This window comes from Phytopseudomonas dryadis (assembly GCF_004327355.1).
Lineage (GTDB): Bacteria > Pseudomonadota > Gammaproteobacteria > Pseudomonadales > Pseudomonadaceae > Aquipseudomonas > Aquipseudomonas dryadis.
Window position 1 is genome coordinate 108,953 of record NZ_QJUM01000004.1, and the last position, 24,461, is coordinate 133,413.

Here is a 24,461-nt window from a genome sequence, read left to right on the forward strand (position 1 = left end):
GACACTGAAACACATCGGTCGATTGCGAATTCGTGCCCATCGTCCAAAAGTCGATTCTCAAAACAAAGAAACCTATAAATCCCCTTCAACGCCGTTGAATTTCTTCACGCCTTTGAATTTCTCCACGAATGCAGAAATCTTCTGAAAGACGCTTTGCTTCTTAGTCAGGAACTGCGGATTCAACGGACTCATCTTGGGCAGAATGGAGTTCAACTCGGTTCCGGCGTCACTGGCATATTCTCGCCGCAACGAAGTCGTGATGTAGCGCCTTGCAGCTTCCGCATTGAGGCTCTCCCCGTTGATCAGTTCCTCGGCTTCTTGCCGCAACACAGCTTGGGCATAAGCATAGAAAGCCTCGATCACACTGGCCGCATCATCGATCTGATCGAGGTCGGTTTGATTGATGAAATCGACCACCAGGCTTTCCTTCGCCCGGTTACCCAAGCTAGCTCGAATGATCCGACGCATTTCCTCGACCAGTTCAGCCTTGCTCTTGGTTTTCTTATTGTGCTCGAAGAGCAGCTCCAGGATGTAATCCAGATTGATTTCCTGGGATTTGAGCAGATCCACTTCAAAGACCACGTCATCCCAGTCGATGGTGGATTGCTCCTTTTTAGCACCCGCTCTTTCCCGGCGCAGCCAATCACGCACATCGTTATAGGCCGAACGGTAATCCTGGATTTTTCTCTCCGCCGGCACCTTGATCGCTTGCAGCGCGGCGAGCTCTTCATCATTCAAATAATGCTGTGCCTTGAACGCCTCGACCGCCGCCGAGTCGTTCATGTCCACGCTTTGCAAGGTCTTCAGGCTGGCGAATTCATCGTAGTTCTGTAACACGTTTTCCACGCGCAGATACTCGCCAAACAGCTTGGCAAAGGCCTTTTTGTCGGACTCTTTTTCAATCGCCGTCGGGTCGGGGAAACGCTGCTCCAGCTCGGCAACCACATCGACAAAACCACGCCGCGCTTCACCCGTCAGCACGTCGGTAAAGCCCTCCATATATTCCTTGTAACTCTTCTCCAGCACCACGTTGCGGGTATGGCTGTTACCGAACAAGGTGATGGAGTCGATGGTCGCCTGCTGCAGATCGCGAAAGGTGACGATATTGCCGAAGGTCTTGGTTGCGTCAAAAATCCGGTTGGTGCGTGAATAGGCTTGCATCAGCCCGTGATAGCGTAGGTTCTTGTCGACGAACAAGGTGTTGAGCGTAGGTGCATCGAAACCCGTGAGGAACATGCCTACCACAATCAGCAGATCGACCTCCCTGGCTTTGACCTGCTTGGCCAGGTCGCGGTAGTAGTTCTGAAAGCCGTTGCTGTCCACGCTGAAGTTGGTTTTGAACAATCCGTTGTAGTCTGCAATGGCCGCACTCAAAAACTCCTTGGCGCTGCTGTTCATGGCAGAGACATCGAAGCTTTCGTCCTCGATCTCGCCGACCGCATCCTGCTCCTCGTTGGCCGCGAAAGAAAAGATCGTGGCAACCCGCAGCGGCTTTTCGCTGCCCGCTTGCAGAGCCCTGAAGGACTCGTAGTAAAGCTTTGCGGCATCTACGCTGCTGACCGCAAACATGGCGTTGAAGCCTTTGTTGCCCGCTTGCAAACGATGGGTTTTCTGCCGGAAGGTATTGAGGATGTACTGCGTGATTTCACGGATGCGATCAGGGTGCAGCAAGGCCCGCCTGTTTTCCGCCGCGCTGAGTTTTTTCTCATCCTGCTCGGTTTCGATGGCCTTGAACTGTGGGCGCACATCGTTGTAATCGACCTTGAACTTGAGCACCTTTTCATCGCGAATCGCATCGGTGATCACGTACGAGTGCAACTCAAGGCCAAACACGCTGGCCGTATCTTCCGCACCCAAGGCGTTGTGGCCGGCAAAGATCGGGGTGCCGGTAAAGCCGAACTGATAAAACTTCTTGAACCGCTTCTTCAGGTTCTTCTGCGCCTCGCCAAACTGGCTGCGGTGGCACTCGTCGAAGATAAACACCACCTGCTTACCGTAAATGGCCAGGTCGGGCTCGCTCTTCATCAGGTTATTGAGCTTCTGGATGGTGGTGACGACGATCCTGTTGTCGTCCTTGTCCAGGTTACGCTTCAGGCCCGCCGTGCTGTCCGAACCGTTCACGCTTTCCGGCGAGAAGCGCTGGTATTCCTTCATGGTCTGGTAATCCAGATCCTTGCGATCCACCACGAAGAACACCTTGTCGATGAACGGCACTTCGGTGGCCAGGCGAGCGGCCTTGAAGCTGGTCAGCGTCTTGCCGGAGCCGGTGGTGTGCCAGACGAAGCCACCACCCTCGCGGGTGCTCCACTTCTTGGCCTGATACGCGCAGTTGATCTTCCACAGAATGCGCTCCGTGGCAGCGATCTGGTAAGGGCGCATGACCAGCAGCGTGTTGCTGGTATCGAAGACCGAGTAACGCAGCAGCACCTTCAGCAAGGTGTCTTTCTGGAAGAAGGTGGCGGTGAAGTCCTTCAGATCCTTGATCAGGCTGTTATCGGCCTGCGCCCAATTCATGGTGAAGTCGAAGCTGTTCTTGTTGCGCTGCGTAGTGTTGGCAAAGTAGCGCGTGTCGGTGCCGTTGGAGATCACGAACAATTGCAGGAACTTGAACAAGGACTGTTCGCTGTTGAAGCTTTCCTTGCTGTAGCGGTGTACCTGATTGAAGGCCTCGCGAATCGCCACCCCGCGCTTCTTCAACTCCACCTGCACCAGCGGCAAGCCATTGACCAGAATCGTCACGTCGTAGCGGTTGGCATGGCTGCCGGCCTGCTCGAACTGCTTGATCACCTGCACCTTGTTGCGCAGGACGTTCTTCTTGTCCAGCAGGTAGATATTCTGGATACGGCCATCGTCAAAGACGAAGTCGTGAATGTAGTCATCGTGAATCTTGCGAGTTTTCTCGACAATGCCGTCGCCAGGCTTGTTCAGCCAGGTGTCGACGAAGCGCTGCCACTCACCATCGGAAAACTGCGCGTCATTGAGGGTTTGTAGCTGCACGCGCACATTGGCCAGCAGGGCCTGGGGCGTATTCAGGCCCGGCGGATATTCATAACCTTGGCTGACCAAGTCCTGAATGAACTCGCGCTCCAGATCGCCTTCGCTCTGATAGCTCTCGGCAACCTGCCATTGCTTCGTGTACTGCTCCAGAACGATGAAGTTTTTCGATTCGGCAATGGCCTTATAGTCACTCATTCCTGCACGTCCCTTTTCTGCAGCAGCTTTTTTATCTCGCGGTCGAAATCAGACTCGATACGCTGCTGCTTGTTGAATTTTTCATACTCGGCGAAGGCTTTCTGCTCCGCCTGCTGACGCGACATCGTGCCGTAGCCTTCCAGAATCCGGTATTCATTGAACGCCAGAAACTTGTTCACGCTTTCCGCGAAGCCCTCCATGGTGAAGGTGTTGCGCCGCTCGATGATGCCTTCGATGTAGTCGAAGAATGTGGCAACGGCCCGTTCCAGCTTCTTGATATCCGTCTCGCTCAGATAATTCTTCGCCACGATGGCATCCGACTTCAGCACGCGGCCATCTGGCGCGTTCTTGTAGGTGCTCATACCCATCAAGGGCTTACTGGCATCAGCATGCAAGGCAATGATTTCTGCCGCCGTATGGCCGGTAATCGCGAAGTGAAACTTGTCCTGCACATGGGCGTAGAATAGCCGCGTGGTTTCAGACTTCGGGTCGTAGTCGATGCTGCATTCGGCAAAAATATCGGTGATCTGCTGATAAACGCGCCGCTCGCCAGCACGGATGGAGCGCACCCGCTCCAGCAGCTCGCGGAAATAGTCCTTGCCGAAGTAGCGGCCATTTTTCAGCCGCTCATCATCCATGGCAAAGCCCTTGATGATGTACTCCTTGATCAAGGCCGTCGCCCAGATGCGAAATTGCGTCGCCTGCGCCGAATTGACCCGATAACCGACCGAGATCACCGCATCCAGGTTGTAGTACTTCACCTGCTGGGTTTGCGTCAGCCCCGCCACTGCACCGTGTTCAGTGGTTGTTTCCAAAATGGAAACAACCACGTCTTCCACCAGCTCGCCGCTGTCGAAAATATTCTTCAAGTGCTTGGAAATCGCCGGCACGCCCACACCGAACAGCTCGGCCATGCGCTTCTGCGTCAGCCAGATGCTCTCATTGCTGAGCAGCACCTCCACCTTGATCGCGCCATTGGGTGCGGTGTAGAGCAAAAACTCAGTGGTTTGATCGCGCAATGTCAGGTTGTGCTTGGACATGGTCGTTCTCTCGTGTCATACCCGCAAGGTGCGTACATGCAGCACCCAAGCGCGTTCGCGCTGCTTGATGGCTACTGGCGCGTCTGGCGGTAATCGCCAGGATGGGTGATGGCGGTCATGCCTTAGATCCTCACGAAGGAAAACCGCTGCCAGCCGAAAAATATGCTCATCAACCGTTTTCTTTCTTCTGCTGCCAGAAGCCATAGGTGTTCAGCTTTTCAAGCAATAGACCAACCATCTCTTTTTCGGGCGGCGTCGGCTCTGCGATCTCTTCGTTGGACAAGGTGTTGTGAGGATAGAAATTCATAACCCGACTGGCGTAAGCCTTTTTATCCTCCGGCAACAGCTCAGACCACCTTTGATATCCAAGAAAATTGGCGGTTTTTTCATACAGATTACGCAGCAGAGCAAAATGGTAGCGTTGCACGCTATTGGTAGCGACCGCTTGCTCGATAAGAGCTTTAATGTGCAGATGATAAGAAAAGCTTTTATTTGAATCGCCCTTCTTTTCTTCATGCACAAATGTGCCATCGTCTAAACGACTGAGAATATAACCGCCCTTGGCACCAACCTCATTGTAAAGCACATTGTAAAAAATAGCGCTGTGCGTAGATACGATGAATTTGACGCCCGACTCACTCGAATTGATCAATTGCCCCAGGTTCACCGCTAACTGAATCAGATGATTCTCATCCAGAGAGCTGACCGGATCATCAATAAACACATATTCCAGCTGATTGAATTGGTCAGTTTCGCGATCAGCCGGCTCAGCAACATTGAGTACGCCAATCACCTGCTCAAGCAGCGTGTAGAAAATACTCCAGATGAAGTTGCTTTCTTCGCCCTTGGAGATTTTCAGATTGCCCGAATGTGTCGTATCGCCACGCTCCATCGAGAACGTGACTTCCGAGAACGCCTTGATGGTGATCTCGTTACCGTCCTTGTTTTGTTCTTTTCGCTCTGCATTGAATCGTGGCGTGAGCTTGTCGTTGGTGTAACGCTGAAAGGTCGTGATGATGTTCTGGTCTTGGCCCTCATCCATCAACACCCAATCCGTAAAGGTATTGGGTTGGATTTTCAGCTTGGGCTCGGCGTCACCGGCCAGGTCGTTATCCCAATAGAACAAGTCTTCGGTAAAGGCGCTGTAATAGAGTATCTTGTTGCGCGACAGCCTTGGTTGATCGTCCTCATCGCCATCTTCATCGGCATCCGTTTTGGGAGCGAAGAGCTGTTTGAACTCCCGCGACAGGCGCGTTTTGCCCGTACCATTGAAGGCGTAGATCAACTGCACCTTCTTCGGGCTTCTTTTCAGACCTTCAGCTATTTCCCTTAGCGTCTTACCCATATTACGCCGCTACCTCTTCTGGCTTGGGGAAACTCAACAGTAAGGCACGATAATGTTCGTATTGCTTTTGGCGTAGGGCGATTTCGCGGGGCAAGCCTTCGCTGATGGAATTGGTTAGCGCGTCGAGTTTGTCGAGGATGGCGACGATGCGGGCTTGCTCTGCAAGTGATTTTTCAGCCTCATCTGGGTATGGAACAGGAATTTTAATCTTTGAAAACCCATTAACCAGCAATGTATTAACTTTGGTTCTGGCTATATACTTTGCCTTCTCGGAAACGAAAGATGTAGTTTGCATGCAATAGGAAACAAATTTCGGATCCATTGAATGCCGAAAAGCATAGCAATGATCGTGAATGGCGACCTTTTCATCTCCGAGCCATGCCACGGCCTTACCAACATCTTCAACGGTTTCGCCCACGTCGGTTATCACTACGTCGCCTGGCTCTGCATAGCGCAGTGACCCAGCCATATCGTTTCTAACCTGAGAATAGACTCGCGTCGTAGAAATGCCGTAACGCGTGTATATCTCGCCATAATGGATAACGTTGATACCGTCTCCCACATAATCAGCCTTGGTAAAACGCTTGCCACGAATAAAGTCGCCAACTTCTCCCAACGCCTTCCACTTCACATTCCCTTCTTTAAAACTCAGCAAGTGATCACGGTAGTAGCTGTATTGCCTTTTACGGGCGGTCAGCTCGGTGGTCAGCTCGGTGGTCAGCTCGGTAAAGGTGTCCAGTATGCGGACGATTTCGGCTTGGATTTCAAGCGATTTTTTAGGATTATCTGGACAGGGGATGGGGACTTGAATTTCTACCATGCTACCCTTGGTTAACTTAGCTCGACCACCACCAGTCAAAAATGGGATGAAATTAACAATGGATAGATAGTGGTACAAGAACCTTGTATTCACCTGCGTTTTACCACAAACAACATGAACGTGATTGTTTGCCCAAAATTTTCCTGTTGCATATTGAATCGAGTAGCTTTGCAGACTTGCGCTTCCGTCCTCAGCGATTAGAGCAAACTCACCGTCATGCGTATAACCTTCTACATAGTCTTGAATATTATTTGCACCGTAATATGGTATTTCGCCAGATTTTCGCAATGAAGCCTTTACTGGTGTTCTACCACTGTTGGCTATTTCAAAAAAACGCTCATCGCCCAGCTCCTTCCACTCCACTTCAACCCCATCCAGCAGCCTATCCAAGAAAGTCACGCTGCTCATGCCTCCAGCTCCTCGCCCTCAATCTTCGCCACGATGGCATCGATGTCCTTTCGCAATTGGTCAATCCTGGCAACCGTGGTTTTCAGGTCGGCATTGAGCTGAGCGATATTCACCGCCTCACGATTGTCCCTGACTTCCACATAGCTGCTGACGGACAGGTTGTAGTCGTTGGCGGCTATGCGCGCTAAAGGCATAGATTGGGCAAAGTGCTCGATATTCGCCTTGCTGTCGAACGCCTGCATGATGCGCTCGATATGCACGTCTTCCAGCAGGTTGTTGTTGACGCCTTTTTTGAACAGGCCGCTGGCGTCGATGAATTGGGTGGTGGTGTCTGGCTTGTTTTTCGCCAGCACCAGAATGTTCACGGCGATGGTGGTGCCGAAGAACAGGTTGGGGGCCAGAGAAATCACGCTCTCCACATAGTTGTTGTCCACTAGGTATTGACGGATCTTCTGCTCGGCACCACCCCGGTAGAAGATGCCGGGGAAGCAGACGATGGCCGCGCGGCCCTTGCTGGACAGGTAGCTGAGTGCATGCAGTACGAAGGCGAAGTCGGCCTTGGACTTGGGCGCCAATACGCCGGCCGGGGCAAAGCGGTCGTCGTTGATCAGGGTGGGGTCGTCCGAGCCTTTCCACTTCACCGAGTAGGGCGGGTTGGAGACGATGGCATCGAAGGGTTTGTCGTCACCAAAGTGCGGCTCGATCAGGGTGTCGCCAAGTTGGATGTTGAATTTGTCGTAGTTGACGTTGTGCAGGAACATATTCATCCGCGCCAGGTTGTAAGTGGTGTGGTTGAGTTCCTGACCGAAAAAACCCTCTTCGACAATATGGGCGTCAAAGTGCTTCTTGGCTTGCAGCAACAGCGAGCCGGAGCCGCAGGCCGGGTCGTAGATCTTGTTGATGCGGGCTTGCTTGTGCATGGCAAGTTGGGCGATCAGCTTGGAGACCTGCTGCGGGGTGAAGAACTCGCCACCGGACTTACCGGCGTTGGCGGCGTAGTTGGAGATGAGAAATTCATAGGCGTCGCCAAACAGGTCGATATGGCTGTCGTCGAAGGTGCCAAAGTCCAGTTTTGCTACGCCTTTGAGCACGTCTGCGAGGCGCGCATTCTTGTCCTTGACGGTATTGCCCAGGCGGTTGCTGGTGGTGTCGAAGTCAGCGAACAACCCCTTGATGTCTCGCTCGGAGGGGTAACCGCTGGCGGATGCCTCGATGGCTTTGAAGATATCGTTCAGATCGGTGTTCAGGCTGGCGTTGTTGTGGGCATTGGCCGCCACCTTGGCGAATAGCTGACTGGGGTAGATGAAATAGCCCTTGGTTCTGATGGCATCGTCTTTGACTGCCGCGATGTTCTTGTCGCCATCATTCATGGCAGCGTAATCGACTGACTCATCGCCGCCGCTCATGTAGTCAGCGAAATTTTCGCTGATGAAACGGTAGAACAGAGTGCCGAGCACATATTGCTTGAAGTCCCAGCCGTCGACTGCGCCACGCACATCGTTGGCGATTCTCCAAATTTGGTTGCGCAGTGCGGCACTTTGTTGGGCGCTGGTCATGCTCTGATTCCTACTTCAATACGGTTTGCTGGGTCACGCAATGGCGAAGGAGCGTGACGCGGATGATCGTGGTGTTTAGAGACAGCGGCATGTCTTAACTGCTTCTGCACACGGACTGCCGAGCCGACTTATCGCATAAACGGGGTATCAGGACAGCGCACTGCCTAGCCTGTAAGGGCGCCCTGGATGGCCTGAAGTCTACCAGCACTGTCCCCGCCCTCGGCAGGGGCTTTCTAGCCTGCCCTACGTGCAGAAACGACAAGGCCGGGTTTCCCCGGCCTTGTGGCATGACGCAATGTCTTACTTGCGCTTCATGGACATGAAGAACTCGTCGTTGGTCTTGGTCGCCTTGAGCTTGTCGATCAGGAACTCGATGGCCGCGATCTCGTCCATCGGGTGCAGCAGCTTGCGCAGGATCCACATGCGCTGCAGTTCGTCCTCGGCGGTCAGCAACTCTTCGCGACGGGTACCGGCGCGGTTGATGTTGATGGCCGGGAACACGCGCTTCTCGGCGATACGACGATCCAGGGGCAGTTCCATGTTGCCGGTACCCTTGAATTCCTCGTAGATCACTTCGTCCATCTTCGAGCCGGTTTCCACCAGCGCGGTGGCGATGATGGTCAGCGAGCCGCCTTCCTCGATGTTGCGCGCGGCACCGAAGAAACGCTTGGGTTTCTCCAGGGCGTGGGCGTCGACACCACCGGTCAGCACCTTGCCGGAGCTCGGGATCACGGTGTTGTAGGCACGCGCCAGGCGGGTGATGGAGTCGAGCAGGATGACCACATCCTTCTTGTGCTCGACCAGGCGCTTGGCCTTCTCGATGACCATCTCGGCGACCTGCACGTGGCGGGTCGGCGGCTCATCGAAGGTCGAAGCGACCACTTCGCCGCGCACGGTGCGCTGCATCTCGGTCACTTCTTCCGGACGCTCGTCGATCAGCAGGACGATCAGGTGGCACTCGGGGTTGTTGCGGGTGATGTTGCTGGCGATGTTCTGCAGCATGATGGTCTTGCCCGCTTTCGGCGGGGCGACGATCAGGCCGCGCTGGCCCTTGCCGATCGGGGCGCAGAGGTCGATCACCCGGCCGGTGATGTCCTCGGTGGAGCCGTTGCCGGCTTCCATGATCAGGCGTTTGTTGGGGAACAGCGGCGTCAGGTTCTCGAACAGGATCTTGTTCTTGGCGTTCTCCGGACGGTCGTAGTTGATCGTGTCGACCTTGAGCAACGCGAAGTACCGCTCGCCTTCTTTCGGCGGGCGGATCTTGCCGACGATGGTGTCGCCGGTGCGCAGGTTGAAACGGCGGATCTGGCTCGGCGAGACGTAGATATCGTCGGGGCCGGCGAGATAGGAGGCATCCGCGCTGCGCAGAAAGCCGAAACCGTCCTGGAGGATCTCCAGCACGCCATCACCGGAAATTTCCTCGCCGCCTTTGGAATGTTTTTTCAACAGCGAGAAGATCACGTCCTGCTTGCGCGAACGGGCCATGTTCTCGATGCCCATCTGTTCGGCCATTTCCAGCAGTTCGGTAATCGGCTTTTGCTTGAGTTCAGTCAGATTCATATAGGAATGACGTAATCATTAGAGGAGGGAATGATAAGCATTGAGCTTGAGAGGCCGCGCCGCAGATAGAGACGACTGGGTCGCCTGCTTGTGTTTCGACCGTTTGTTCAGCGAAGAGTCGAGTAGGAATGCGTCGGCGACGGCGTGCAGGGGGTTGCATAGAGAATGCAACGGAGCCGAATGTAACATCGGCTTGACGAAGGCGTCTAGCCTTTGCGCAGAAAAAAGCCCCGCGAACAGCGGGGCCTTTGTGCGCAGCGTCTCAGATATTGCTATCGAGGAACGCGGCCAGCTGGGACTTGGACAGAGCACCGACCTTGGTCGCTTCGACGTTGCCGTTCTTGAACAGCATCAGCGTCGGAATGCCGCGCACGCCATACTTCGGCGGGGTGTCCTGATTTTCGTCGATGTTCAGTTTGCAGATTTTCAGCTTGCCCTGGTATTCCCTGGAAATCTCGTCCAGAACCGGCGCGATCATCTTGCACGGGCCGCACCACTCAGCCCAGTAGTCGACCAGAACCGGGCCTTCGGCCTGGATGACATCCTGATCGAAGCTGGCATCGCTGACGTTGGTGATGAATTCACTCATGGGAAGTCTCCGTGTTCGCAGGCAATAACGGTAAAGTGCCCGCCATCATAGCCCGGCTTGCCGGACACAGGAAGGCGCCCGCCATTGAGCGTGTCTATAATCGCTATCGACACCCGCGATGCGCAAGCACCCGACACCACCCGCCCCGGCCTCGACGCACACCCCGCCACACCTGGTTCCGGGCCATGCACGCCAGGTGCGTGCCGGCCACGACGAAGCGGTATGCGTTGGCGCGGCCGGTCTATCGTGGCACGATGATGGGGTTCTGCCTCGAGATTGAGTCATCATGCCGCTTCCCCGTGCCGAGTCCTTTCCGCTGATTGCCGCCATCGACCTGGGCTCCAACAGCTTCCACATGGTGCTGGCCAAGGCCGACCATGGCGAAATCCGCATTCTTGAGCGCCTCGGCGACAAGGTGCAGCTGGCGGCCGGCATCGACGAGCAGCGCCAGCTCAGCGAGGAGGCCATGCAGCGCGGCCTGGATTGCCTGGGTCGCTTCGCGCAACTGACCAGCAGCCTGCCCCAGGGCGCGGTGCGCATCGTCGGCACCAATGCCCTGCGCGAAGCGCGCAACCGCGCCGACTTCATTCGCCGCGCCGAGGCCCTGCTCGGCCACCAGGTGGAGGTCATCTCCGGTCGCGAAGAAGCGCGCCTGATCTACCTCGGCGTGTCGCACAGCATCGCCGACACCCCGGGCAAGCGCCTGGTCACCGACATCGGCGGCGGCAGTACAGAATTCATCATCGGCCAGCGCTTCGAGCCGCTGCTGCGCGAAAGCCTGCAGATGGGTTGCGTGAGCTATACCCAGCGTTATTTCAAGGACGGCAAGATCACCCCGGCGCGCTACGCCCAGGCCTATACCGCCGCGCGCCTGGAAATCATGGGCATCGAGCATGCCCTGCGCCGCCTCGGCTGGCAGGATGCGGTGGGCGCCTCGGGCACCATCAAGGCCATCGGCCTGGCCATCCAGTCCGCCGGCCTGAGCAACGGCGAGGTCAACGGCGAAGGCCTGGCCTGGCTCAAGCGCAAGGTGTTCAAGAGCGGCGACGTCGACAAGCTCGACCTCGACGGCCTCAAGCCGGATCGCCGGCCGATCTTCCCGGCGGGCCTGGCGATTCTCGAGGCCATCTTCGACGCCTGCGAACTCAGCCGCATGAGCCACTCCGAAGGCGCCCTGCGTGAAGGCGTGCTCTATGACCTGCTCGGCCGCCATCACCACGAGGATGTGCGCGAACGCACCCTGAGCTCGCTGATGGTTCGCTACCACGTCGACCTGGAGCAGGCCGCCCGGGTCGAGCACAAGGCGCTGCGCGCCCTGGACCAGGTGGCGCAGAGCTGGCAGCTCGATGCCGAATGGCACCGCGAGCTGCTGACCTGGGCCGCCCGCGTGCATGAGATCGGCCTGGATATCGCGCACTACCAGTACCACAAGCATGGCGCCTACCTGATCGAGCACTCGGATCTGTCCGGCTTCTCCCGCCAGGATCAGCAGATGCTGGCCCTGCTGGTGCGCGGCCACCGGCGCAACATCCCCCGGGACAAGCTCGCCGAGTTCGGCGAGGACGGCATCAAGCTGGTGCGCCTGTGCGTGCTGCTGCGCTTCGCCATCCTCTTCCACCACATCCGTGGCACCCAGGACATGCCGACCGTACGCCTGAAGGCCGGCCCGACCAGCCTGGCGATCCAGTTCCCGGATGGCTGGCTGGCGGCCAATCCGCTGACCCAGGCGGATTTCGAGACCGAAGCCGAGTGGCTCTCGCGCATCGATCTGACCTTGACCGTCAGCTAGTCGGTAGCGAATTCCAGCACCTGCGCGGCGCTGATAAAGGCCGTACTGGCATGATCGCCATGCGCCTGGATACGTAGCTCGGAGACGAAGCCGAGCCTGGTCAGGGCAGCATCCAGGTCCCGTGCATTATCGACGATGCGCCGTCGCGCCTGATGCAACAGCCGCTCGTCCTGCCGCGCAGGATCGCCTGCAGGCTGTTCGCCATCGCCCACGCTCAGCAACAGCCGAGGCTCGCCGCTGCGCAGCGAGCGTGCGCCTTTGGCTGCCGGCAGCAGGCTGAAGATATACCGCTGCTTCCACCACAGCGAAGGGCTGGATGCCAGGTAGCGCTGGAATGCCTGGGGTCGGCTCAGCAGGGTGTAGACCGTGAACAGGCCGCCATAGGAGTGGCCGAACAGGGTCTGCCGCCCCCTGTCGATGGGATAGCGCGCCTCGACCAGTGGCTTGAGCTCATTCTCGATAAAGGCCAGAAAGCGCTCGGCGCCACCGTGCCTGCTCGATAGCCGGTCACCGGTATCGCCCATATCCGCTGCTGGCGGGGTGTAATCCTCGGCCCGCGCCTGCACATCGAAGGCTTCGTCAGTGGGGTAGCCGATGCCCACCAGCACGACCGGTTCGCGGCCACCGCGAAAGGCATTCGGCTGGAACATGCGTGATTGCGGCAGCAACGCCGGAAACAGCAGATTACCATCGAGTACATAGATGACCGGGTAGCCCTGGGCAGGCGGCTGGCCAGGCGGCACCGACAGGTAGATGCGGTATTCACGCCCGGTGTGTTGCGAATGCAGCTCGCGTTCTTCGGCGAGGGGCAGCGAAGCCGTGCGCCAGGGCGACGTGTCGGCACTGGCGCTCAGCCAGGGCACCATTCCCAGCAGAAACAGCGCGCAACGCCACTCAACGCCCAGCCAACCGCTCATGCCAGTCAATGCTCAGGTCCTCCTTGCGCGCGAAGCGTGGCAGATGGTCGTCGAGCACCGCACGAATACGGGCAGCGGCCTCTTCACTGGGCGCCTCGCAGTCGAAGCGTAGCGTCCGATCGTCGGCACGCATCAGGCACAGGCCGAAGGGAAATTCGGCTCGCGCCTGCTGCTCGTCGAATTCGACGCTGATCTTGTGGCGGAAATGTTTGCACAGCTTGCTCATGTACAGCGAGGCCGAGGCCGTGGCCACGCAACCTTGAAAACGGATCATGCAGGTTTCTCGGGTTATGAAGACTGTTCACGAAGTTGTCGGTTACCGCATGCAGCGACGAAAGACCGTTAAGACGAAAGACCGTTAAAAGGCAAAAGCAGCCATAAGCTGCAAGCCTCAAGCTAGTTCGTAGGATGGGTGCAACCCATCGGCAATTGATGGGTTTCACCTGCGCGGCCCGACCCATCCTACAGGCTGCCTCGCTTCTAGCTTGAAGCTTGTGGCTTGCAGCTCAACGTCCGTTTGCGCCTTGGTCAGGTCGTGAACAGTTCTTGTTGGTCATGCGCCAAGGCGCAATGAAAGCGGGCACGAGAAACGCTGTCTCGTGCCCGCGATGCGCTGCTAGGCAAGTCAGAAATCGACGCTCAGGCTGGTGTAGAAGGTACGCCCCGGTTCGTTGTAGGTGTAGGCGCCCGCTTCACGCGCATTACCTTCCCGGTACAGGCGCTTGTCGAACAGGTTGTCGACGCCCGCGCTGACACTCAGGCTCCTGGTGATGGCGTAGCTGCCACTGAAGCCCAGCAGCGCGTAGGGCGAGATCTGGCGACGCGCGTCGCCGGTCAGCACATTACCCTGATAGTCGTACTTGCCAGGTTTCTGCTTGCCATACCAGACCACCGAGGCACGCAGCGACAGCGGCTCGCTGACCTGCCAGTCGAGGCTCGAGTTGACCGTGTATTCCGGGATGATCGACAGCGGCTCGCCGGTTTCCTTGTTCACCGACTGCAGCATGTAGGTGAAGTTGGTGTTCCAGTCCAGGTTGCTCGCCACCGGTACGTTCAGGGTGCCCTCGAGCCCTTCGACCACCGCCTTGGGCACGTTTTCCCACTGGAACACATCGGCGTTGGCGTAGGCGGAACTGCTGCCGCCCACCGCGCTGCCAACGGCGCTTCGTCCGGCCTCGATCTTGTTCTTGTAGTCGTTGCGGAAGTAGGTGATGCCGGCGACCCAGCCGTCACGGTTGAATTCGATGCCCAGCTCCTTGTTGACGCTGGTTTCGGCGTCCAGGCCCTCGTTACCCTGCAGGTAACAGGCGCCACCGCCGCCCCAGCAACCGGCGCCGCGACTGTACAGCAGATAATTAGGGTTCAGTTGATAGAGGTTCGGCGCCTTGTAGGCACGCGCGATCCCCGCCTTGAGGGTGAAGTCCGCGCCCAGGCTCTGCGACACGTTCAGCGCCGGACTCCAGTTGGTGCCGACGATGCTGTGATGGTCGACACGCAGGCCCGGGGTCAGGATGGTCCCGGGACGCAACTCGATGTTGTCCTCGACGAACAGCGACGCGATTCGCGCCGAGATGTCCGAGGCACGATTGGTATCGCTGATACCGGGAATAGAACCGGCCTCGATGGTGCTCTGGGTATTCGAGGAGGGATCGTCCAGCGACTGTTCGACCCACTCGGCGCCAACCGTCAGAACCTGCTCCACCCCCCAGGACAGCGGCAGATTGACTTCACTGTGCGCGGTGGTGCTTTCCAGCACGCTGGTGTTGAAAACGCCATTGGCGGTGATGTTGCCCTCGGGGCCGCCGGAGAGACCTTCCTCCAGGCGCCGGTTGCGCGTCTTCTCGTATTGCAGGTAACTCAGGCTGGTCCCGAAGTCCCAGTCGCCATGATGGGTCAGGGCGTAGTTCTCGCGGTACATCTTGTTGGTCGTGCGGCCGAGCCAGGGCTCGCGGTAGGAGGTCAGCGCCGCGGAACCGCTGTTGTTCATGTTGTCGCCCGCGTAGATATTGCCCTGGCGACTGAAGCCCGCTTCGAAATCGACGCTCTGCCGGTCGTCGAGGCGCCAGGACAGCAAGCCGTTGAGGTCCTTGTTGCGCACACCCTCGCGGCCGGACGTCGAACGCGCGCCGGCATTGATGACATGCCCTTCGTTGATGTCCTCGTCGTCCATGTCGGTCTTGCTGAGATTGCCGTACAGGCGATAGGACAGGTTCTCCGTGACCGGCCCGCTGAGGCCGAAGTTGATGCGCTTGCTGGCCCCCTCCTCGCTGTGCTGCGGCATGTTCATGTAGACGGTGGCGTTGCCATGGTGCTCGGCGGTCGGCGCCTTGGTGATGATGTTGATGACACCGCCCGCGGCACCGTTGCCGTAGCGGGCCGCGGCGGGGCCACGCAGCACCTCGATACGCTCGACCTGATCGGCGGGAACCCAGTTGGTGTCCCCACGGGTGTCACGGTCGCCACGCCAGCCGTAACGTATCGAGTTGCGCGAGGTCACCGGCTTGCCATCGACCAGGATCAAGGTGTTCTCCGGGCCCATGCCACGGATGTCGATCTGCCGGTTGTTGCCCCGGGCACCGGAGCCGCTGTTGCCGGTCAGGTTGACACCGGGCTGCTTGCGAATGATCTCGGCGATGTCGTTGGCCGGCGGCGCCTTGCGGATGTCTCCGGCGCTGATCACGGAGACCCCGGGAGCCTGCTTGAGCTCTTCCTGAGCGGTGGCCATGACCTTGGTTTCTTCCAGTTCCAGCGCCTCATCGGCGTGCGCGACACTCGCCAGGCCGCTGGCCAGCAGCAGCGCGGCGGCCAGCCGATCGAGCGGCCAGCCCCTGTAGTGACGATTGCCCATCTGTGTTCTCCCCTGAAGTTGGCGACAGCGAGTCAGTCAGCCATATGCTACTGATTCGTATTTATGATGATGGAGAGTGTCCCACAGCCATTGCGGGAAAAGGTTTGCGCCAGCAAGGATGATGTTTGTGCGAACACCCGCTTGCCGCGGCATGTGGTCACGGGGCGACAAGCAAGGATAAGAATCATTTGCATCAATACCGAGGCGGCAGTAGTCTTGCCCGGCGTTTCCGGCACGGGCACTCGTGAATCCATCCCGTGTTCGCCGGATTGCCCCTGCCGGCATCCGCCCAGTGCCTGGCCCGCCAAAAGCGGGTTGCCGGATCCGCGCCAGTTTTCGCCCGATACAGCCCAAGCCCAGCAGGTAGTGACATGTCCAGCATGCAACCCGTGGTGCCACGCAGCGAGCTGATCCGCCAGGTCAGCCCCGACCTGCGCCTGATCGAGGCCGAGCCCTGCCGTGACAACCTGTTCCGCGGGCAGTTGCGCTGGCTGCGCCTGCGGGCCGGGCTGTCGCTGCACTGCTCCGATTGCCATGAACTGCACAATTTCAGCACCCAGGTGCAGATCGAACCCCGCCTGAACTTCATCCTGTTCCTGGAAGGCCATAGCGACGTGCGCTACGGCGACCACGCCGTGCGCTTCGGTTCGCCGAGACCGGCTCCCTGCGAAGGCGTCGCCCTGTCGCTGAGCGAACCGGTGCTGTTCTCGCGCCAGGCGCAGCGCGGCACACACATCCGCAAGCTGGTGGTCAGCCTGGCGCCGGAGTGGTTCGACGCCGGCGGCCTGGACGATCAGGCCGAGTACGCCAACATCACCCGCTTCACCCGCCAGCACCTGGCGCTGCGCCGCTGGCAGCCGTCCCCGCGCCTGCTGGCCATGGCCGAACAGATTCTCCATCCGCCCGGCTACGGCCCGCTGCTGGAAAACCTCTACCTGGAAAGCCGCAGCCTGGAGATCGCCAGCGAGGCTCTGGCCATGCTCTGCCAGCAGCAGCCGGCCGCCACGCCCGGCCTGCGCCCACAGGAACACCAGCGCATCCGCCGGGTGGTCGAACTGCTGGACAGTGGCGAGGCCGATGGCTGGACCCTGGAAGCCATCGCCCGCGATGCCGGCATCAACATCAATAGCCTGCAGCGCCAGTTCCAGGCCAGCCAGGGCATGACCCTGTTCGAGTACCAGCGCGTGCGCAAACTGCAGCAGGCCCGCGAAGCCCTGGAACGCCAGGGCGTCAGCGTGGCCCAGGCGGCCTGGCTGGCCGGCTACGGCAGCGCGGCGAACTTCGCCACCGCCTTCAAGCGCCAGTTCGGCCTGACGCCGAAGCAGGTCCGGACGAAGATCTGATCGAGCAAAGGCGCTGGAGGCTGGAGGCTGAACGAAAAGCCGTTCGAGTAACGAGCAAAACAGAATTTTCTCGTCCAGCTTTACAGCCTCCAGCGCTTTTCATCGAGTAGCTGCCACGCCCTGACGCCGAAGCGCGATCGCCTGGGCTAGTTGTAACTATTTTTGACAGCAGCGCCAAGGCGCACGCTAGAATCGGGCTCCCCCTACCGACCGCGGGAGTCACGCCATCGTGGATGCCAGCACGATCAACAGCCTGCTTCTGATCGGCGCGCTCATGGTGGGCGCGAGCATCATGGTCAGTTCGCTGTCCTCGCGCCTCGGCATCCCGATCCTGGTCATCATTCTCGCCGTCGGCATGGTCGCCGGCGTCGACGGTGGCGGCATCATCTTCAACAACTACCCGACCGCCTACCTGGTGGGCAATCTGGCCCTGGCCATCATCCTGCTCGACGGTGGCGTGCGCACCCGCGTCGGCAGTTTCCGCGTGGCCCTGTGGCCCGCCCTGTCCCTGGCCACGGTCGGGGTGCTGATCACCACCGGGCTGACCGGCATGGCCGCCGCCTGGCTGTTCGACCTGAGCCTGATGCAGGGCCTGCTGATCGGCGCCATCGTCGGCTCCACCGATGCCGCGGCGGTGTTCTCCCTGCTCGGCGGCAAGGGGCTCAACGAGCGGGTCAGCGCCACCCTGGAGATCGAGTCCGGCAGCAACGACCCGATGGCGGTGTTCCTCACCGTGACCCTGATCGACATGCTCGCCAAGGGTCAGGGCGAATTCCACCTGAGCTTTCTCGGCCACCTCGTGCAGGAATTCGGCATCGGTGCGGTGCTCGGCCTGGGCGGCGGCTGGCTGCTGTTGAAAACCATCAACCGCCTGAACCTCGCCCATGGCCTGTACCCCTTGCTGGTGGTCAGCGGCGGCCTGCTGGTGTTCGCCCTGACCAACACCCTGCACGGCAGCGGCTTCCTCGCCGTCTACCTGTGCGGGCTGGTGCTGGGCAACCAGCCGATCCGCTCGCGCCACGGCATCCTGCACATGCTCGACGGCATGGCCTGGCTGGCGCAGATCGGCATGTTCCTGGTGCTCGGCCTGCTGCTCACGCCCCACGATCTGCTGCCCATCGCCCTGCCGGCCCTGGGCCTGGCGCTGTGGATGATCCTCTTCGCCCGCCCCCTGTCGGTGCTGGTCGGCCTGATCCCGTTCCGCGCCTTCCACAACCGCGAGAAAGCCTTCATCGCCTGGGTCGGCCTGCGCGGCGCGGTACCGATCATTCTCGCGGTGTTCCCGATGATGGCCGGCCTGCCCCACGCCCAGCTGTATTTCAACCTGGCCTTCTTCATCGTGCTGGTCTCGCTGCTGCTGCAGGGCGCCAGCCTGCCCTGGGTGGCCAGGGTCCTGCGGGTCACGGTGCCGCCGGACCCCGTACCGATTTCCCGCGCCGGCCTGGAAGTGCATCCGACCAGCCAGTGGGAGCTGTTCATCTACCGCCTGGGCGCGGAGAAATGGTGCATCGGCGCCCCCTTGCGCGAGCTGAACATGCCCGGCGACACCCGCGTCGCCGCCCTGTTTCGCGACCAGCAGTTGCTCCATCCGTCGGGCAGCACCACCCTCGAAGCCGGCGACATGCTCTGCGTGATCGGCCACGAGCACAACCTGCCGGCGCTCGGCAAACTGTTCAGCCAGGCGCCACAGCGCGGCCAGGATCTGCGCTTCTTCGGCGACTTCGTGCTCGAGGGCGACGCCCAGCTCGGCGCCATCGCCGCGCTTTACGGGTTGTCCACCGAGGCGCTGGACAGCACGCTGCACCTCGGCCGCTTCATCGCTCAGCAGATCGGCGGCGGCCCGGTGGTCGGCGATCAGGTCGAGTGGCAGGGGCTGACCTGGACAGTGGCCGAGATGGAGGGGAACAAGATCCGCAAGGTCGGCGTCAGATTCCCCGAAGGCGCCCGCCCGGGGCCGGGGTTGTCGTTCTGACAACCTGGCCAGAGCCAAAGCGCTGACCGATTGGATGTCCACAAGAAGGCGCAAGCGGACGGCCGATAGGAGCGCTAAAGGCTGGAGGCTGAACGACAAGCAAACCGCACAGGCTCTTTCGTCCAGCTTTCCAGCCTCAAGCGCTTTTGATCGAAGGCTGAAGGCCGCTTTCGCCTTTTCCCGGCCGTATCGGCAATCCGCGCGGCCGATCGCGAACCGTTCTGACGGATCGCTGGGCGCGGTTTCATAGCAACCTGTAGACTCGGAAAATCTCCATCCCCACGACCATGATCATGCCCTTTTTCCGTCGTTTTCTCGCAGCCTCCCTGCTCGGTCTGTGCCTCGCCGCCCTGCCGGCGCTGGCGGCCGACACCCCGACCAGCGCCGACGTCCAGCACAGCCTCGACACCCTGGCCGAGCGCAAGCTGCCGGAGGCCGAGCAGGCCCTGGTACGTCAGGCCCTGGAAAGAACCCTGGCCTCGCTGAACGCCAAGGCCGAGAGCGAGCAGAAGCTCGTCGCCCTCGACAAGCAGCTGGAACAGGCGCCACGCCTGACCCAGGAGGCGCAGCGCGAGCTGGAGCGACTCAAGGCCAGCCAGGTGGTGCCGGTCGCACAACGCTACGCCGCCAGCAGCGTCGCCCAGCTGGAGCAGATACTCAGCGAGCGCAGCGCGCAACTGAGCGACTGGCAGAAGCAGAGCAACGACGCCAACACCCTGATCATCACCGCCCAGACCCGGCCGGAACGCGCCCAGGCGGAAATCAGCAGCAACCAGACCCGCAGCCAGCAGATCAACAACCTGCTCAAGGCCGGCAGGGAAGATGGCAAACCGCTGAGCGCCGAACGCGGCAATCAGCTCAGGGCCGAGCTGGCGCAGTTGAACGCCCAGACCCAGTTGCGCCGTCAGGAAATGGCTGGCAACAGCGTTTTGCAGGATCTGGGCACCGCCCAACGCGACTTGCTCGACGAGCAGATCAAGCGCCTGGACGTCGAGCTGCAGGATCTGCAGACGCTGATCAACGAGAAACGCCGCGACCAGTCCGAACGCACCGTGGCCGAGCAGTCCATCGAGGCGCAGAAGGTCGGCGGCTCGGATACCCTGCTGGCCCGCGAAAGCGCCCTCAACGTCAAACTCTCCGACTACCTGCTGCGCGGTACCGACCGGCTCAACGAACTGACCCAGCTCAACCTGCGCACCCAGCAACAGCTCGACACCCTGAACCAGACCGACCAGGCCCTGGACGAGCAGATCAGCGTGCTGCAGGGCAGCCTGCTGCTGTCGAAGATCCTCTACAAACAGAGGCAGGCACTGCCCAAACTCACGTTCGACCGCAACCTGGCCGACGAAATCGCCGATATCCGCCTGTACCAGTTCGAACTCAACCAGCAGCGCGAACAGATCAGCAACCCCGGCGCTTACGTCGACAAGCTGCTGCAGGCCCAGCCCGAAGCCAGCGTGACGCCGGAGCTGCGTCGTGCCCTGCTCGAGCTGATCGACACCCGCCGCGCCCTGCACGACAGCCTCAACCGCGAGCTCAACGCGCTGCTCAACGAGTCGATCACCCTGCAACTGAACCAGAAGCAGTTGCAGGACACCGCCACGGCGCTGCGCGCCACCCTCGACGAGCAGATGTTCTGGATCCCCAGCAACAACCCGCTCAACCTCGAGTGGTTCAGGAATGCGCCGGCGCAACTCGAACGGCAGATCGCCGACCTGCCCTGGCTCGACAACCTGAGTCAGCTCGGCGCCGGCCTGATCGAGCGGCCGTTGCTGTTCCTGCCGCTGCTGCTGGTCACGGGCCTGCTGCTGTACAAGCGCAGCTACCTGAGCCAGAAACTCACCGACCTGCACCAGGACATCGGCCACTTCAAGCGCGACAGCCAGTTGCACACCCCCATGGCCATCCTGCTCAACGTGCTGCTGGCCTTGCCCGGTACGCTGCTGCTGGCCCTGTGCGGCTTCGCCCTGCAGATGGATGCCCGCGGTATCAACGTCAACCTCGGCTCCGCCCTGCTCGGCATGGCCCAGGCCTGGCTGGTGTTCTATACCGTGTACCGCATCTTCACCCCGGGTGGCGTGGCCGAGCTGCACTTCCACTGGGCGCGCTCCCACGTCGCCTACCTGCACCGGCAGATCCGCTGGCTTGGCGTGGTGGTGATGGCGCTGGTGGCGGTGGTCACCATCGCCGAGCACCAGCCGTCGAGCCTGTCCGACGACGTCATCGGCATCGCCGTGGTGCTGACCTGCTACGGCCTGATGATCTGGCTGCTGCAGAAACTGCTGCTGCGCGGCCCGGCGCGGGAGAACGCCTCGACCTTCCGCATGTTCATCGGCGTGCTGTTCAGCATGCTGCCCCTGGGGCTGTTTCTCGCCGTGTGTTTCGGCTACTACTACACCGCGCTGAAACTCAGCGACCGCCTGATCGACACCCTGTACCTGCTGCTGATCTGGCTGGTGGTCGAGGCCGTCTTCGTTCGCGGCCTGGCCGTGGCCGCCCGGCGCCTGGCCTACCAGCGCGCCACCGCCAAACGCGAGGCACAGACCGCCGAAGACGGCGAAGGCACGGAGGTCCAGGTCGAGGTGCCGACGCTCGACATCGAGCAGGTCAACCAGCAATCGCTGCGCCTGATCCGCCTGGCCCTGCTCGGCACCTTCATCGCCGCCATGTACTGGGTCTGGGCCGACCTGATCTCGGTGTTCGCCTACCTCGACAACGTCACCCTGTACGAATACAACGACGGCGTCGGCGCCGCCGCCAGCCTGGTGCCGATCAGCCTGCGCGATGCCCTCGACGCCCTGATCATCGCCGCCATCACCCTGGCCCTGGGGCGCAACCTGCCCGGCCTGCTCGAGGTCCTGGTGCTGTCGCGCCTGCGCCTGGCCCAGGGCAGCGCCTACGCCACCACCACCCTGCTGTCCTACGTGATCTTCGGCACCGGCATCGTCGTCACCCTGTCGACCCTGGGGGTGAGCTGGAACAAGCTGCAATGGCTGGTCGCCGCGTTGTCGGTGGGGATCGGTTTCGGCATGCAGGAAATCTTCGCCAACTTCATCTCCGGGCTGATCATCCTCTTCGAACGCCCGGTGCGCATCGGCGACCTGGTGACCATCGGCGGCGTCACCGGCACGGTCAAACGCATCCACATCCGCGCCACGCACATCATCGACAGCGACCGCAAGGAAGTGATCGTGCCGAACAAGACCTTCGTCACCAGCCAGTTGATCAACTGGACGCTGACCGATACGGTCACCCGCATCGTGCTGACCTTCGTGGTCAACCGCGGCGCCGACCTGGAAAAGGTACGCACCCTGCTGCTGCAAGCGGCCCAGGAGAACTCGCGGGTCATGCGCGACCCGGCGCCTACCGCGCAACTGAGCCTGTACGCCCCCGGCGGCCTGACCCACGAGCTGAAGTTCTACGTCAAGGAACTCGGTGACCGCGGCGCCGCCACCGACGAACTCAACCGGCGCATCGACCAGCTGTTCGCCGACAACGAGATCAACCTGTCCAGCACGCCGAAGATGGACGTGGTGCTGAGCCGCGCCGAAGCGCCCCATAGCACGCTGAAGATCGAAGAGGCCGCGCCCCTCGACGGCAGCGGCGAGGCCAAACCATGAGAACCCTCGACACCCTGACCTTCGACAATCGCTTCGCCCGGCTCGGCGACGCCTTCTCCACCCACATACTGCCCGAGCCCATCGCCGAACCGCGCCTCGTCGTCGCCAGCCAGGCGGCCATGGCCCTGCTCGACCTGGAGCCGCAGGAAACCGAGCACGCGGTGTTCGCCGAGCTGTTCAGCGGCAACCAGCTGTGGAGCGATGCCGAACCCCGGGCCATGGTCTATTCCGGGCACCAGTTCGGCGGCTACTCGCCGCGCCTGGGCGATGGCCGTGGCCTGTTGCTCGGCGAGGTGCTCAACGAGGCCGGGGAGCACTGGGATCTGCACCTCAAGGGCGCCGGCATGACCCCCTACTCGCGCATGGGCGATGGCCGCGCCGTACTGCGCAGCTCGATCCGCGAGTTCCTCGCCAGCGAAGCGCTGCACGCCCTGGGCATTCCCAGCTCGCGCGCCCTGTGCGTCACCGGCTCGAGCACACCGGTGTGGCGGGAAAAGCAGGAAACCGCCGCCATGCTGCTGCGCCTGGCGCAGAGCCATGTGCGCTTCGGCCACTTCGAATACTTCTATTACACCCGCCAGCACGAGCAACTGAAGCAGCTTGCCGACCACGTACTGGCCAATCACTACCCGCATTGCCAGGAACAGGCCGAGCCCTATGCCGCCCTGTTCCAGGACGTGGTCGAACGCACGGCGCAAATGATCGCGTACTGGCAGGCCTACGGTTTCTGCCATGGGGTGATGAACACCGACAACATGTCGATCCTCGGCATCACCTTCGACTACGGCCCCTACGCCTTTCTCGACGATTTCGATGCCAGGCACATCTGCAACCACTCGGACGACACCGGGCGCTACAGCTTCAGCAACCAGGTGCCTATCGCCCAGTGGAACCTGGCAGCCCTGGCCCAGGCGCTGACGCCGCTGGTCGAGGTCGACACTCTGCGCGCCAGCATCGAGCTGTTCCTGCCGCTGTACCAGGCCCACTACCACGACCTGATGCACCGCCGCCTGGGCTTCACCACTGCCGAAGACGGTGACGAGGAACTGATCCAGCGCCTGCTGCAATTGATGCAGGCGGGCCAGTCGACGGACTACCACCTGTTCTTCCGGCGCCTCGGCGACCAGCCACCCGACGCGGCGCTCCAGGTGGTGCGTGACGATTTCGTCGACATCAAAGGCTTCGACGCCTGGGGCAGCGCCTACCTGGCGCGCTGCGCCCGCGCCCCGGGCGAGCAGAGCGCACGCCAGGCACGCATGCACGCCGTCAATCCGCTCTACGTGCTACGCAACTACCTGGCCCAGCAAGCCATCGAAGCCGCCGAACAGGGCGACTACGGTCCGGTGCGCGAACTGCACCAGGTACTCGGCCGCCCCTTTGAGGAGCAACCCGGCAAGGACGCCTATGCCCAGCGCCCGCCGGACTGGGGCAAGCACCTGGAGATCAGTTGCTCTTCCTGAAA

Annotated in this window: 15 protein-coding genes; 5 read left to right on the forward strand and 10 right to left on the reverse strand. The window is 60.5% G+C overall.

Translation table 11 applies throughout. The features are described 5' to 3' along the window. Positions 1-72: 72 nt before the first annotated feature. From DNK34_RS04650 to trxA, 7 genes are all read right to left on the reverse strand, one after another. The gene (locus DNK34_RS04650; protein ID WP_131174352.1) at positions 73-3,192 is read right to left on the reverse strand and encodes a type I restriction endonuclease subunit R; all 3,120 of its coding nucleotides are present in this window, start codon (positions 3,190-3,192) and stop codon (positions 73-75) included. Then, positions 3,189-4,232, reverse strand: a complete 1,044-nt coding sequence (locus DNK34_RS04655; RefSeq protein ID WP_131174353.1) for a virulence RhuM family protein — start codon at positions 4,230-4,232, stop codon at positions 3,189-3,191. The genes DNK34_RS04650 and DNK34_RS04655 overlap by 4 nt, the downstream gene beginning before the upstream one ends. A 169-nt stretch (positions 4,233-4,401) precedes the next feature. Further along, complete coding sequence (locus DNK34_RS04660; protein WP_131174354.1) at positions 4,402-5,577, reverse strand: AAA family ATPase; 1,176 nt, start codon at positions 5,575-5,577, stop codon at positions 4,402-4,404. 1 nt (position 5,578) lies between these two features. Beyond that, positions 5,579-6,805 carry a restriction endonuclease subunit S gene (locus DNK34_RS04665; RefSeq protein ID WP_131174355.1) on the reverse strand — a complete coding sequence of 409 codons (1,227 nt, stop codon included), beginning with the start codon at positions 6,803-6,805 and terminating at the stop codon, positions 5,579-5,581. Beyond that, positions 6,802-8,361, reverse strand: coding sequence for a type I restriction-modification system subunit M (locus DNK34_RS04670; RefSeq protein ID WP_131174356.1), 1,560 nt, complete (start codon positions 8,359-8,361; stop codon positions 6,802-6,804). Before DNK34_RS04670 ends, DNK34_RS04665 begins: the two co-directional genes overlap by 4 nt. Before the next feature lie 300 nt (positions 8,362-8,661). Next, complete coding sequence (gene rho / locus DNK34_RS04675) at positions 8,662-9,921, reverse strand: transcription termination factor Rho (protein WP_131174357.1); 1,260 nt, start codon at positions 9,919-9,921, stop codon at positions 8,662-8,664. A 262-nt stretch (positions 9,922-10,183) separates the two neighbouring features. Beyond that, positions 10,184-10,510, reverse strand: coding sequence for a thioredoxin TrxA (gene trxA / locus DNK34_RS04680; protein WP_131174358.1), 327 nt, complete (start codon positions 10,508-10,510; stop codon positions 10,184-10,186). A gap of 286 nt (positions 10,511-10,796) precedes the next feature. Here trxA and ppx point away from each other — a divergent pair, with 286 nt between their 5' ends. Beyond that, entirely contained in the window at positions 10,797-12,299 is a 1,503-nt protein-coding gene (gene ppx, locus DNK34_RS04685) for an exopolyphosphatase (protein WP_131174359.1), read from the forward strand. Here the strand turns inward: ppx and DNK34_RS04690 are convergent. The 3 genes from DNK34_RS04690 to DNK34_RS04700 all read right to left on the reverse strand — a co-directional run bounded on the left by DNK34_RS04690 (position 12,296) and on the right by DNK34_RS04700 (position 16,064). After that, positions 12,296-13,216, reverse strand: a complete 921-nt coding sequence (locus DNK34_RS04690; protein ID WP_131174360.1) for an alpha/beta hydrolase — start codon at positions 13,214-13,216, stop codon at positions 12,296-12,298. The genes ppx and DNK34_RS04690 overlap by 4 nt on opposite strands. Further along, positions 13,194-13,490: a DUF2218 domain-containing protein gene (locus DNK34_RS04695; RefSeq protein ID WP_131174361.1), complete on the reverse strand. Its 297-nt coding sequence runs from the start codon at positions 13,488-13,490 to the stop codon at positions 13,194-13,196. Before DNK34_RS04695 ends, DNK34_RS04690 begins: the two co-directional genes overlap by 23 nt. 351 nt (positions 13,491-13,841) lie before the next feature. Continuing rightward, on the reverse strand, positions 13,842-16,064 hold the full coding sequence (locus DNK34_RS04700) for a TonB-dependent siderophore receptor (protein WP_131174362.1): 2,223 nt from the start codon (positions 16,062-16,064) through the stop codon (positions 13,842-13,844). 371 nt (positions 16,065-16,435) lie between these two features. On the opposite strand from DNK34_RS04700, the gene DNK34_RS04705 reads away from it, so the two are divergent. The 4 genes from DNK34_RS04705 (at position 16,436) to selO (ending at position 24,459) form a co-directional block, all read left to right on the forward strand. Further along, positions 16,436-17,407: a helix-turn-helix transcriptional regulator gene (locus DNK34_RS04705; RefSeq protein WP_131174363.1), complete on the forward strand. Its 972-nt coding sequence runs from the start codon at positions 16,436-16,438 to the stop codon at positions 17,405-17,407. A 229-nt stretch (positions 17,408-17,636) separates the two neighbouring features. Then, on the forward strand, positions 17,637-19,379 hold the full coding sequence (locus tag DNK34_RS04710) for a potassium/proton antiporter (RefSeq protein ID WP_131174364.1): 1,743 nt from the start codon (positions 17,637-17,639) through the stop codon (positions 19,377-19,379). Between the two features lie 293 nt (positions 19,380-19,672). Continuing rightward, on the forward strand, positions 19,673-22,999 hold the full coding sequence (gene mscK, locus DNK34_RS04715; RefSeq protein ID WP_242675307.1) for a mechanosensitive channel MscK: 3,327 nt from the start codon (positions 19,673-19,675) through the stop codon (positions 22,997-22,999). Then, positions 22,996-24,459: a protein adenylyltransferase SelO gene (gene selO / locus DNK34_RS04720; protein WP_131174366.1), complete on the forward strand. Its 1,464-nt coding sequence runs from the start codon at positions 22,996-22,998 to the stop codon at positions 24,457-24,459. The genes mscK and selO overlap by 4 nt, the downstream gene beginning before the upstream one ends. Positions 24,460-24,461 lie beyond the last annotated feature (2 nt).